The 12,037-nt window shown below is 66.3% G+C and carries 12 protein-coding genes; all 12 read left to right on the top strand.

Features of this window, described 5'->3' with window-relative positions; all coding sequences use genetic code 11:
• Positions 1-36: 36 nt before the first annotated feature.
• A complete protein-coding gene (locus ACIGGF_RS10470; protein ID WP_121870948.1) occupies positions 37-1,524 on the top strand; it encodes an SCO6880 family protein in 1,488 nt (495 codons plus the stop codon).
• Between the two features lie 28 nt (positions 1,525-1,552).
• Positions 1,553-3,262, top strand: coding sequence for a hypothetical protein (locus ACIGGF_RS10465; protein ID WP_206511069.1), 1,710 nt, complete (start codon positions 1,553-1,555; stop codon positions 3,260-3,262).
• Positions 3,259-3,567 carry a transposase gene (locus ACIGGF_RS10460; RefSeq protein ID WP_094622100.1) on the top strand — a complete coding sequence of 103 codons (309 nt, stop codon included), beginning with the start codon at positions 3,259-3,261 and terminating at the stop codon, positions 3,565-3,567. The genes ACIGGF_RS10465 and ACIGGF_RS10460 overlap by 4 nt, the downstream gene beginning before the upstream one ends.
• A gap of 4 nt (positions 3,568-3,571) precedes the next feature.
• Positions 3,572-5,230, top strand: coding sequence for a peptidoglycan DD-metalloendopeptidase family protein (locus tag ACIGGF_RS10455; protein ID WP_206511068.1), 1,659 nt, complete (start codon positions 3,572-3,574; stop codon positions 5,228-5,230).
• On the top strand, positions 5,227-5,820 hold the full coding sequence (locus ACIGGF_RS10450; protein WP_206511067.1) for a hypothetical protein: 594 nt from the start codon (positions 5,227-5,229) through the stop codon (positions 5,818-5,820). Before ACIGGF_RS10455 ends, ACIGGF_RS10450 begins: the two co-directional genes overlap by 4 nt.
• On the top strand, positions 5,817-6,056 hold the full coding sequence (locus ACIGGF_RS10445) for a hypothetical protein (protein ID WP_206511066.1): 240 nt from the start codon (positions 5,817-5,819) through the stop codon (positions 6,054-6,056). The genes ACIGGF_RS10450 and ACIGGF_RS10445 overlap by 4 nt, the downstream gene beginning before the upstream one ends.
• Before the next feature lie 33 nt (positions 6,057-6,089).
• Positions 6,090-7,997 carry a type IV secretory system conjugative DNA transfer family protein gene (locus ACIGGF_RS10440; protein WP_206511065.1) on the top strand — a complete coding sequence of 636 codons (1,908 nt, stop codon included), beginning with the start codon at positions 6,090-6,092 and terminating at the stop codon, positions 7,995-7,997.
• Entirely contained in the window at positions 7,994-8,605 is a 612-nt protein-coding gene (locus ACIGGF_RS10435) for a DUF4913 domain-containing protein (protein WP_294638009.1), read from the top strand. Before ACIGGF_RS10440 ends, ACIGGF_RS10435 begins: the two co-directional genes overlap by 4 nt.
• Positions 8,606-8,657: 52 nt before the next feature.
• Positions 8,658-9,524 carry a hypothetical protein gene (locus tag ACIGGF_RS10430; RefSeq protein ID WP_206511064.1) on the top strand — a complete coding sequence of 289 codons (867 nt, stop codon included), beginning with the start codon at positions 8,658-8,660 and terminating at the stop codon, positions 9,522-9,524.
• A 41-nt stretch (positions 9,525-9,565) separates the two neighbouring features.
• On the top strand, positions 9,566-10,003 hold the full coding sequence (locus ACIGGF_RS10425) for a hypothetical protein (protein ID WP_206511063.1): 438 nt from the start codon (positions 9,566-9,568) through the stop codon (positions 10,001-10,003).
• Between the two features lie 134 nt (positions 10,004-10,137).
• The gene (locus ACIGGF_RS10420) at positions 10,138-10,641 is read left to right on the top strand and encodes a hypothetical protein (protein ID WP_347873387.1); all 504 of its coding nucleotides are present in this window, start codon (positions 10,138-10,140) and stop codon (positions 10,639-10,641) included.
• Positions 10,642-10,684: 43 nt separating this feature from the next.
• Positions 10,685-11,829, top strand: a protein-coding gene (locus ACIGGF_RS10415) for an IS3 family transposase (protein ID WP_374640496.1) whose coding sequence is annotated in 2 segments (ribosomal slippage) — positions 10,685-10,952 and positions 10,952-11,829 — 1,146 coding nt in all. Because the reading frame shifts where the segments join, the coding sequence is not laid out codon by codon here.
• The last annotated feature ends 208 nt before the right edge of the window (positions 11,830-12,037 follow it).

Here is a 12,037-nt window from a genome sequence, read left to right as displayed (position 1 = left end):
GCGCAACGTGTTCTTTCCTATCCGAGGAGTGAGTAGATGGCGACGAGAACCGAAGCAGGTCTGCTCTACCACGGGTGGACCAAGCCCCGAAACACCGGATTGTTCGGTGCGACATGGGCAGCGACGATCATCGGGTTCGTCCTGGTGATCTCGGTGATGGTGACCATGATGTTCGCCGGTTTCGGCACAGGCGTGGTCGTCGCAACAATCGCGACAGTTGTTGCCGCACCGCTGGTGTGGAGCAGAGATGGTCGATCCGGATACGAAATGACGGTGCTGAGAATGCAGTGGATACGAGCACGACGCAGGAAAGAGAACATCTACCGAGGCGGGCTGTTCTCCGAACTACCCGGAGGCAAAGCGTTCCTCCCGGGCATCATGGCCCCGACCAAACTCTACGAAGGCGAAGACGCCGCCGGGTTCCGGTTCGGGATGATCCACATGCCCGCCAAGCACTGCTACACCGTGGTGCTGCGCGCCTGGCCGCAGGGCGACGAAGCAGTCGATCAGTCCCTGATCAACAACTGGGTCGGCGAATGGGGAGTCGTACTCGCCGCGATGGGCCAGACTTCCGACATCGTGGCCGTCGTCCCGGTCATCGACACAGTCCCCGAAACCGGTAACCGGTTGCTCGCCGAAGTCGACCGCAACACCGCGCCGAATGCACCTGCCCTGGCTCAGCATTCGATGTACGACCTCGCCGAGTCGCTGCCCACCGAACAGGTCCAGCTCGAGGCCCGGATCGCAGTGACATTCCGCGCCACCACTGATGCCCGCAAGAAGGACCCGTCCGAGCAGGCCGTCGAGATCAGCCGTCGACTACCAGGGCTGTGCGCGGCCCTCAAATCGGCGTCGGTGATGGTCCGGCCCATGCCTGCGGCCGACATCGTCGCCTTCGTCCGGCGCTCCACCGATCCCGCTTCACAGGCAGATCTCGAACGCGCGTCGTCGAGCTCGGCGGGACACGGACTTCACTGGGACGACGCCGGACCGGTTTCGCACGAGGAGAAGTTCGACCAGTACGTCCACGACGGTGGCCGGTCGGTGACCTGGGAAATGGATTCCGCTCCCGCCAGCGCCGTCGACGAGGGCGTCCTTCGGCGCATCCTCGCTCCCAATCCCGACGTGCCTCGCAAACGTGTCGCGATCATCTACCGACCCCACACCGCGGCGGATGCGGTCAAGATCGTCGACACCGACTACAAGAACGCACTCATCGCCGAGCAAGGCGGGCGCGGCATCGGATCGGTGACCGCCTCGATCAAGGTCGAATCGACCTCCCGCGCCCGCGAAGAGCAGGCCCGTGGCCACGGACTCGTGCGCTTCGGGGTGCTGATCACCGTCACCGAGCCCCTCACCGGCGACATCCCGGCCATCGAAGCCATCGTCCGCGATCTGTCGGTGCAGTGCCGTCTCAAGATCCGCCGCGCCTACCGCTGGCAGGCCGCCGGGTTCTACGGCTCCCTCGGCATCGGTGCAGTGCTGCCCGAACACGCCACCCTCCCCGGCGCACTCGCCGGATAAGCACCCGAGACGAGAAGAGGACCCGTCCATGGTCAAGATCCTCGACGACACCGCCCGCGCGGCCCTGGTCGTCGCCGCGAACCGTCCCGGCGTGCGCAGCATGTGGGCCAAACACAGGCTCGCCACCGACGACCGCCGCCGCCGCAACCGCGACGCCGCGGACTACTCGTCCTCGGCCGACGGCTTCGCCCGCTCCACCCTGCGCCTGACCGACCGCGGATTCGCCGGCCCAGGGGGCGGGCGCACCAACACCGTCGGCCGACAGATCGAATACCGCGCCACCTCCGTCCAAGCTGCCGGCCTGTGGCCGTGGTCGGTCGGTGCCGGAGCACCACTGATCGGGACCCCGATCGGGCAACACCTGCTCACCCGCGCCGCGGTCTGCTTCGACCTGCTCAACTGGTTCATCGAAGGTCTGATCACCGCACCGGTGGGCTTCGTGCTCGGACTCAACGGTTACGGCAAGTCCTCGTTCGTACGACGCGTGGTCCTGGGCGGTATCGCACAGAACGTCACCACCCTCGTCCTGGCCGACGTCAAGCCCGACTACCGCAAGGAAATCGAAGCCGTCGGAGGCCAGGTGATCGATCTCGGCTACGGATACGGACGCATCAACCCGCTCGCCGGTGGGGTCCTGGGATCGGTGATCCCCACCCTCTCGGCGTTCCCCGACCTGCAGCGCCGCATGCTCGCCGAGCTCCGCGGCCGCCAGGTCCAGGTCGTCTCGGGACTGATCGAACTCTCCCGCGGCGGCCAGGTGCAGGACTTCGAGGAAACCATCCTCGCGACCTCGCTGAACCTGCTCTACGGCGAGATGGGCTACACCCCCGATCGCCCGCCCCTACTCGGTGACCTGCTCGCCCTCGTCATCGACGGACACCCCGAACTGATCGCCGACGCCGGCGAAGACACCGTCGAGGAGTACCGACGCTCGACCAAACGCCTCCGGCAATCACTGCGCGGGCTGATCAAAGGACGGTTCGGTGAAGTGTTCAACGGACACACCACCACCGAAATCGACATCGACGCCGTCGCCATCTGCATCGATGTCTCGCACATCGCCGAAGGCGACACCAAACTCAAAGCGGCCGTGATGCTCGTGTGCTGGTCCGACGGCTTCGCCGCCATCGAAGCCGCACACGCCCTCGCCGACGCGGGCCTGGGACCGCAGCGCTACTTCCAGGCCATCATGGACGAGCTCTGGCAGGTCCTGGGACTGGGCGACTTCATGGTCGACCGCGTCAACGCCCTCACCCGCTTGAACCGAGCCATCGCCACCGCGCTGTGGATGATCACCCACACCATCACCGACCTCGAATCGCAGTCGACGACCGGATCGGCGAACAAAGCCCTGGGCTTCCTCGAACGCGCCCGCGTCAAGGTCATCGGCCCGATCCCGGAAAAAGAAGTCGAACGCCTGGCCGGCATCGTCAAGTTCACGGCCACCGAATCCGACATGGTCAGCGGATGGTCCGCGCCGCCGCCCATGACCGGAGATCGCCGCAAACACGACGAGCCGATCGAGCCCCCATCCGGACTCGGCAAGTTCTTGATCAAGATCGGCGAGAGCGAACTGAGCCCCGGCATCCCGGTACAGCTGATCTTCTCCGCCGCCGAGATCGACGCCGGCATCCACGACACCAACTCCCGGTTCAGTGAGTTCGCCGACGCGAACCTCGTCCGCGAGGTCATCGAAGCCGACATCGCCGCCCCTGAGCAAGCAGGAGCGCTCGCATGATCGCCGAACGCAAGTACAAGCGCCTCACCCCCGAACTGCGGGCAGCAGCAGTACAGACCGTCGCCAAGGTCGCCACCGAGGTGTCCTCCCGGTGGAGAGCGATCGAGCTCGTCGCCGAAACCCTCGAGGTCCACCCGAACACCCTGCGCAACTGGGTCGTGGCCGCCGGCCGCGACGCCGCCCCCGTCACCACCGAAGAAGCTGAGCGCCGCGCCCGCGAACACAAAGTCCAGCTCGCGGCCGCGACGGAGCTGATCGCCACCCTGACCGCAGGAATGGGTCCGCACACCGGTCGGCGCGCATAGCGACGTGGACGCCAAGAAACTCCTCGTCGCCACCGCCGCGACACTTCTCGGGCTGGTCCTGATCGTGGTGGTCATCCTCGCTCCGGCGTCGACGACCATCGCCTGCGCTCCCCCGTCCGGTGCCGCGGCCGGCGCGATCGCGCCGGCCGGGACGCTGGTCAAGCCCACCGCCAGCGACACCACCACCGACAGCTCCGGTTTCGGCCCCCGGTGGGGCACCGTCCACCAGGGCATCGACCGCGCCGGCCCGGTCGGCACCCCGATCTACGCCTTCACAGACGGACGTGTGGCCGAAGCCGGGGAGGCCGCCGGATTCGGGCACTGGATCATCCTCGACCACGAGATCGACGGCCGGACCTACTCCACCGTCTACGGTCACATGTTCGCCGACGGTGTCCTCGTCTCTGCCGGCCAGCACGTCTCGGCCGGCCAGGAGATCGGAAAGATCGGCAACGACGGCGAATCGACGGGCGCACACCTGCATTTCGAGGTGTGGGAGGGCGCGCGGCTCCCCGACGGTGCTGGAACCGCAGTCGACCCCGCGCCGTGGGTCGCCAAGGCCGCCGAGCCCGGCACCGCCGCCCAGCCACAGACCTCGAGCTCCCCCGGTGCAGGAACGGGCGGCCTCAATGCCGCACAGCTCGCACTGGCGAAACAGACCGTAGCCATCGGCGAGGCGATGGGGGTACCCGAACAGGGAATCGTCGTCGCGCTCGCCACCGAAGGCCAGGAGTCGACCTATCGGATGCTCGCCAGCTCGAACGTCCCGGACTCCACGAACTACCCCCACGACGGCATTGGATCGGATCACCTGTCGGTCAACCAATTTCAGCAACAAGTCACGATCTGGGGCACGACGGAAGAGCTGATGAATCCAGTGACCGCGAACATCAAGTTCTACACCGCCCTGCTGAAGATCCCCGGCTGGCAGTCGATGGCTGTCACCGACGCCGCCCAAGCAGTGCAAGGGTCTGGCCACCCCGGGGCCTACGCCGACGACGAACCACTCGCCCGCCAGCTCTACGCACAGTTCAAAGGTGCCCGCGCCGACCTGACCGCCGACGACCTCGCAGCGATCGCCAACAACGGCACCGGCGCTGTGGCCACCGCCGTCGTCGACGGCGGCACCGCCCCCGGTGCCTGCACCCCGCCTGCCGGCGGAGCGAGCGGAGGACCGACCTTCGTCCCCGGCGGCCCGTTCGGAGCCAATGTCATTGCCGCAGCGTCGAGATGGATCGGCACACCCTACGCATGGGGAGGCGGAGATTCGAGCGGTCCGACCCGAGGAATCAGCGACGGTGGAGGCGCAGCCGACGCGAACGGCGACACCGCCAAAACCGGGTTCGACTGCTCCGGATTGACCCTCTACGCGGTCTTCCAAGCATCGGGCGGAAAGATCACGCTCCCGCACTACACCGGCGACACCTCCAACCCCGGACAGCTGGGCGACCCACGGGGACAACAGATCCCGTTCGAGGACAAGCAACCCGGAGACCTCATCTACTTCGGCTCCGGAGGCAACACCCACCACGTCGGTATCTACACCGGCACCGAAGGCGGCCAGGACATGCTCCTCAACGCCCCCCAGTCCGGCCAAACCGTCTCGATCATGCCGCTCTCCGGCTGGGCCGGAGAAGACATGTACGTCAGGAGATTCGGATGACCACCACACCACGCACCCACCGACGCGCCGCTTTGGCCTTGCTGGCGGCCCTCACCTTGGTCATCGGTGGCTGCGGCAGCGACGACTCCGGTCAGGACACCGGTGACCAGCCTCTCGATGCCGGCGGACCGACGACCTCGCTACCCGCGCCCTCGACCCCGGACCTGCCACAGGCCTTCGCCGGGGTCGACCAGACCGATCCCGAGCAGGTCATGCTGGCCGCCGCGACCACTCTGTTCTCCTACACCCCGGCAGACGAGCCCAACCAGCTCGCCGCAGCGAAGCGGGCGCAGCCGCTGTTCGACGAGCGCTACTACGCCGACAACGCCGCTTCGTTCATCGCCCTCGCCCCGATCACCGGCAACCAGTGGCAGGACTGGGCACAGGCAGGTGCCCGCGTCATCGCGGTCGCCGCGATCGGCGGCGACGACCATCCCGCCGATCAGAGCGGCCGAGTCTCACGCGTGGTCACCGTCACCCAAACCGCCACGACCCCCGACGGAAAGACACTGGGAACCAACACCTTCGCGGCCTACTTCACCGCCACCAAACTCGGCGTGTGGCGCATCAACGCGGTGGCTGTGCGATGAGCTTCCTGGTCCTCTACGGCCACGGCACCGCCGCCGGGCCTTCTCCCGCCCCCGCCCTGCAGATCGCAGCCGACAGCATGGTCGGCTACATCGACGAGCTCGAACGAGGCCACACATTCGTTGCCGTACAGGGCCATTCGCACGCCGTGACACCGCTCCAGGTAGCCGATCCACCGGGATCGCGCACCGCCCCCGGCTTCACCGTCACCATCACCGCCATCGTCGAAGTCTCCTGACACACCCGCCCACCAACGAGAAGGACTCCACACATGCGCACTCGCAGCGTCAAAGACCCCGCCACCACCGACGGCTCCCTGGTCCTGCTCGGCTTCGGTGCCGCCGTCGCCGCCCTCGCCGGAGGCGGACTGTGGGCCGGCATTCACCTGGGCACCGACCAACCCGCCCCGGACAATCCCATCGCCATCGCCAAACGCCTGTTCCGCGGCGATCTCGTATGGCAGACCGGCTCGACGATCGTCGTCGTCCTCTCCGCACTGGTGCTGCTCGCGGCGGCGGTCGGAGCGCTGGTGCTGCTCGGTCGCTACCGGAGCAAGAAAACCCGCGTCGACGACAAGGCCCGCCACCTCGGCCGTGGCCGCGACATCGAATCGCTCAGCGAGAAAGGATGCAGACGCAAAGCAGCGGACCTGGCGATCGAGCTGACACCCACACAGGTACCCGGCGTCCAGGTCGGCCGTCACCTGCTCTCCAAACAGATGCTGCGCGGCAGTTACGAGGACCTGCACTGCGACATCTGGGGGCCGCGGACCGGTAAGTCCTCCTCGCGGGTCATCCCGGCGATTCTCGACGCCCCGGGCGGGGTGATCACCACCTCCAACAAACGCGACGTCGTCGACGCGACGCGGCTCTGGCGCAGCGTCCGTCTTCTCGACCGCGTCACCGGGGAACCGGTCAAGGCCGCGGCGGTGGACTGGAGCACCTACGGCGACAGTAAGGCCGTCCCGGCCAAGGGCATGGTGTCCGTCGAGTCCCTCGAGCGGCGCCCGGTGTGGGTGTTCGACCCGCAGCAGGTCGCCGACGAACAGCCCAGCTGGTGGTGGAACCCGCTGACCTGGGTCACCGACGAAGTCAAAGCCGCCGACCTCGCCGAACACTTCGCCTCCGGCGACGACGGGGTCGAAGCCAAGAAGGACCCGTTCTTCGACCCCGAGGGCCAGGACCTGCTCGCCGGGCTGATCCTCGCCGCTGCAGTGGCCGGACGCCCGATCACCGACGTCTACACCTGGGCAACGCAGGAGAAGAACAAGGAGCCCGTCGAAATCCTCCGAGGCACCGCCGACGGCCGATACCGCCTGCAAGCGGACGGCCTTGCCGCACAGTACAACCAGACCGAGAAGCAGCGATCCGGCGTCTTCACCACCGCCAAGAAGATGATCCGATCGCTCAAGCTCTCCGCAGTGCACCCGTGGATCCGTGCGAGCGGACCCGGCGATACTCGCCCGCACTTCGACCCACGGGCGTTCGTCGCCGAGGGCGGCACGATGTACAGCCTCTCCCGCGAAGGAAACGGCTCCGCCGGTCCCCTGGTCACCGCCCTGACCGTGGCCATCATCGACGCCGCCGAACAGCTCGCCACCACTTCCCCCAAAGGCCGTCTCCCCGTCCCCCTCCTCGCACCGCTCGACGAGGTCGCCAACGTCGTGCGCTGGGCGAAACTACCCGGCCTCTACAGCCACTACGGCTCCCGCGGCATCATCATCATGGCCGTCCTCCAGTCCTGGTCCCAAGGCGTAAACGTCTGGGGCACAGAAGGAATGCGCAAACTCTGGTCCGCCGCCAACGTCCGCGTCTACGGCGGCGGCGTCGCGATCGACGACGGCGAATTCCTCCGCAACATGTCCACCGCGATCGGTGATCACTGGGAAATCAGCGGATCGGTCTCCACGAGCGATCACGGCCGCAGCGTCTCACGCTCGCGCACCAAACAACGCACCTTCACCGAAGCCGAACTCGAAGCCCTCCCCCGCGGACGCGCCATCGTCCGATCATCGGGCAACACACCGGTTCTCGTGCGGACCGTGCCGTGGTGGGAAGGACCGAACCAGGCCGCCGTCGTCGCGTCCATCAGAGTCCACGACCCCGAAGCCGATCGCACCCTCGCCGGCGCAGTCACCCTCGTCGGGAACGTCGACCTGACCAGAGAGGGTGCAGCGTGAGCGAGGATTTCAGCTTCGACGGCCTCGACGACACCGCCACCGAAGCTGCCACCGGATCGTTGAGCGAGCCGATGCAGGCCCGGGTCCAGGCGGGCGTCGATCGACGCCTGAGCGCCGAAGTCGACGCGATCGCCGCCGCACAGTTCGAGGAGCTCCTGACCCCCGAGCTGCACCACCAGCTGGCCGAGGCGACACGGGCTCGGATGGAAGCCGAGCTCGACGCCGCGATAGACGCGGCCAGCAACGAGCCCGAACCGCTCAAGTTCGGGTCGGTCGAGGAGTTCGTGCGCGACCACCTCGCCGTCCTCTACCGCCGCGAGGTCGAAGACGTACCGTACCGGTGCTGGTGCCCGCAGTGGTGGCGGCACGCCGAAGCCGTCGCCCGCCTCGAAGCGCTGTGGCGATCGTTCGAGCACCTGCGCAAGGACCCACACACCGGCATGAGCGTGTGGCTGCGCGATCACGCCGACCACCACATGGAAAAGCTCTTCGCCTCCGACGGCCCCTTCCAGAACTGCGATACCCGCACCGGACACTCCGACCGGCTGCATGCGCTGCCCGTGGACCCCGCGCCGCCGGCGATGTTCCCCGACCAGCGACAGCGCTGACCCCCCACCGATCCGGTAACGAGCCGGACCGCCGATTGAAAGGTGACACCACATGTCCGATGACGAGCTCGGCTCCGCCAGTAGAGAAGTGGGGATGGTGTTCCGCGTCGGGATGCAGCTCGCATCCCGTTTCGCCGAACAGAGCGCCCGCCGACGTGAACAGCAGTCACGCGAGGCCGAGCAGCACAGCAACCAAGCCACACGTGAATACAGCGAACGGCTCCGCACCGAACGGATCGCCGCCGAAACCCAGCTCCGCAGGCCTTTCGCCCCTCAGTGGTGGGACCGGGCGACACCTCACGACATCACGACCGTCTACGAGCAGGCCAAGGCATGGGAAAGCGAGTCGGAGATCGCCACGCAAGCCGCAGCAACGGTCCGCAGCGAAGTTCGTCGTCGATACGGCGTCGACATCACCGATGACCGCGGGGCCCGAGCGTTCATCGACGACAGCCAGCGTAAAGATGCCCTCGCCCAGAACTCCGACAGAGCGGCAGGACTCGATCGCGCCCAGGCCGCTGCACTCATCGCGGACGCCGAGCGCCAGGACGCCGAAACGCAGCGGCTCTCACAGGACGGCTACGGATCCGGCCCTGGCATAGAAGACGCGGAGGCCCAGCCGATGAACGAACGTGAGGCCCGGGACCAGAACTCGGAGCATGCTGAGCGGTCGCAGGAAGCAAACGGACGTGCTGAGGCCGATCGCAGCTACGACAGCGCCGCACGCCGCGAGCAGTTTGCCTCGGACATGCGCGCGGCCGGTGTCGACGACGAGGCGATCGCCGCGCGGATCTCTGCAGACATCTGCCAGGGCGCACCCGCCGGTGCCATTACAGTGCCTTCGACGAAATCACCTCGAGCGCGCAAAGGACGGCCCGGCAACGGAAAGCACACCGACCGCGAACGTTCCGGCCGCTGACCTTCTTTCACGCCTAACACCCATCCAACACAGGAGATCCCATGAACACCATCACCCGCACTGTCGCCACCGCAGCCATCGCCGCCGCAGCATTGATCGGCGGGACCGGTCTCGCAGCAGCGGACGTGCCTCCTGCAACTCCGAGCCTGACCGGCGACGACATCGTCACCGTCGGAGACAACGGCGGCTGCAACGGACCCATCCACATCGACCGCACCACCGACCGAGCCCACCCCGGCCAGCTGACCATCACCGCCACACCCCGCGGAGACCTAGGCGCGCGTCCGGGCTGCGGAACAACTATTCAGGTCGACTGGGTGAACGGCATCGCACCGTTCACCCACTCCGCACAACTCCCCCTCGACGGAGGCCCCGCCACCATCACCGTCGACGCCGGACTCGGCGCAAGCTGGGTGACCGTCTCCGTACTCCCCCAGCGAGCATTTGCCGTATCGAACTACATATGGATCGCTCCGTAGTCGCGAACTCGGAACGAACACGACTGTCCACTTCGAGCTTCGAGGTGGGCAGTCGTGTCGGAGCGCTTTGCGACAATCTGCCGTCACAAGGCACCCACCCACTCTGTTCGACTGCTCACCAGCGGAGGTATCCCATGACCGGCTACTTCATCGGTCGTCCGAACGATGATGTGTTCCCGTCCCCGCCCCAAGCTGCCGTGCGGGCGGTGCGATCGCTGCTGCCCAAGCATGTACCGGCACTACTCGACGGCCTCGACGCGGTTGTACGCCCGCGGCTGGACGATGTGCTGCGCTACCACCAGCAGATGGCACCCAGATGGGACCACCCGCAACCACAGTTGAGCGAGGCAGAACGATTCGAGCGGTACAGCAACTTCGCTGTACGGCTGGCGCTTTCGGTTACCTCCGGCGCAGTCAGTGGCGAGACCTTTTACGCATCGCCTGAAGCGTCGGCCCTCGTGCAGGAGGCATCGGCACAGCCTGCCGACCTCGTCCCCGCGACAGTGGCCGATCTACCGTCCCCCAGCGGGTTCGCGTATTTCGGTGCGGCCGTACCCGAGGAATCGTTCTACCTGCTCTGGCACACAGACAGCGATCCCACTGGCGTGTCCCCAGTGAACGGGGCCACCTTGTTTTAGAGTCTTGTTGCCCATGAGCTGGGCGGATAGGACGATGGAGAACATGGCTGGACGGAAGCGGAACTCTGCCGAGGACATCGTGCGCAAGCTGCGCCGTGCTGATGAGCTCACGGCTGCGGGCAAGACGCAGGAGGAGATCGCGGCGGAGCTCGAGGTGTCGGCGGCGACGTTGTACAACTGGCGTCGTCAGTACGGCGGGATGGACACCGATGCCGCGAAGGAACTCAAAGAGTTGCGCGAGCAGAACGGCAAGCTCAAGCGCCTGCTCGCCGAGGCCGAGCTGGAGAAGGATGCACTGCGGGAGGTAGCGAAGGGAAAATTCTGAGCCCAGCCGCCAAGCGCCGCGCCGTCGACATGCTCGTGGACACGATGAGTGTGTCGAAACGTCTGGCGTGCAGAGCAGTTGGGCTTGCCCGCTCCACCTATGCACGAACACCGATCGCCGAGACGCCCGCGGATCCCGACGCGGCTCTGAGGGCGTCGTTGCGGACATACGCAGGCTCGCATCCGCTGCACGGCTTCCGTCGCGCCTGGGCGCATCTGAGGCACGACCAGGGCGTGGCGGTGAACAAGAAGAAGGTGCACCGGCTCTGGAAGGAGGAGGGTCTGCAGGTTCGGATCTACCATCCACGCAAACGCGCCGGTATCAGCTCGTGCCCGCAAATCGAAGCCGATGCGCCGAAAGTGGTGTGGGCTATGGATTTTCAGTTCGATTCGACCGTCGACGGGAAGGCGATCAAAATCGCGTCGATGATCGACGAACACACCCGGCAGTCCCTGTTGAATATCGTGGAGCGTTCGATCACCGCACAGCGGCTGACCGACGAGCTCGACAAGACGTTCGCGCTGTGGGGCGGGCCGCCGTTGGTGCTGCGGATGGATAACGGTCCGGAGTTCATTTCCCATGTGCTGCAACAGTTCTGCCGAGACCGTGTCGGTATCTCCTACATCCCGCCGGGGACGCCGTGGAACAACGGACACATCGAATCGTTCAACAATCGGCTGCGGAAGGAGTGCCTGAACCGAAATCACTGGACTAGCTTGCTCGAAGCGAGGGTGGTGATCGAGGACTTCAAAGACGACCACAACCATCGACACCGGCACTCGTCTCTGGGCTACCTGACGCCCGCTGAGTATGCTGCCCGATGCACCCACACGCACCAACCCGTGGGCTGCGAGATCGACTGAAATCAATCAAACCGTGACTCTAGAACGCGGTGGTCCGACTATCGGGGACCTGCCACCACGTCCTCCAACAGCGTCGGCATCCAGATGGCGACGGCAGCTGGCCTCGAAGCATTCTGAGGTTCCCCCCGAAAAGTGGACAGTGGTCACGCGGCCATGATGGGCGCGATCAGTGACTGTTCGTACGTGGTGGGGCTGAGCATCCCGATCG

Source organism: Rhodococcus sp. NPDC078407 (assembly GCF_044542515.1).
In the GTDB taxonomy this organism is placed as follows: Bacteria; Actinomycetota; Actinomycetes; order Mycobacteriales; family Mycobacteriaceae; genus Rhodococcoides.
Note: the sequence above shows the minus strand (reverse complement) of the source record. Positions and strands in the feature narration are given on the sequence as shown.

Bases quoted from the DNA above. Each gene is read 5' to 3' on its own strand.
- ACIGGF_RS10420 (WP_347873387.1), top strand. From the start codon at position 10,138: ATGACCGGCTACTTCATCGGTCGTCCGAACGATGATGTGTTCCCGTCC.
- ACIGGF_RS10445 (WP_206511066.1), top strand. From the start codon at position 5,817: ATGAGCTTCCTGGTCCTCTACGGCCACGGCACCGCCGCCGGGCCTTCT.
- ACIGGF_RS10425 (WP_206511063.1), top strand. From the start codon at position 9,566: ATGAACACCATCACCCGCACTGTCGCCACCGCAGCCATCGCCGCCGCA.
- ACIGGF_RS10450 (WP_206511067.1), top strand. From the start codon at position 5,227: ATGACCACCACACCACGCACCCACCGACGCGCCGCTTTGGCCTTGCTG.
- ACIGGF_RS10430 (WP_206511064.1), top strand. From the start codon at position 8,658: ATGTCCGATGACGAGCTCGGCTCCGCCAGTAGAGAAGTGGGGATGGTG.
- ACIGGF_RS10460 (WP_094622100.1), top strand. From the start codon at position 3,259: ATGATCGCCGAACGCAAGTACAAGCGCCTCACCCCCGAACTGCGGGCA.
- ACIGGF_RS10465 (WP_206511069.1), top strand. From the start codon at position 1,553: ATGGTCAAGATCCTCGACGACACCGCCCGCGCGGCCCTGGTCGTCGCC.
- ACIGGF_RS10470 (WP_121870948.1), top strand. From the start codon at position 37: ATGGCGACGAGAACCGAAGCAGGTCTGCTCTACCACGGGTGGACCAAG.
- ACIGGF_RS10440 (WP_206511065.1), top strand. From the start codon at position 6,090: ATGCGCACTCGCAGCGTCAAAGACCCCGCCACCACCGACGGCTCCCTG.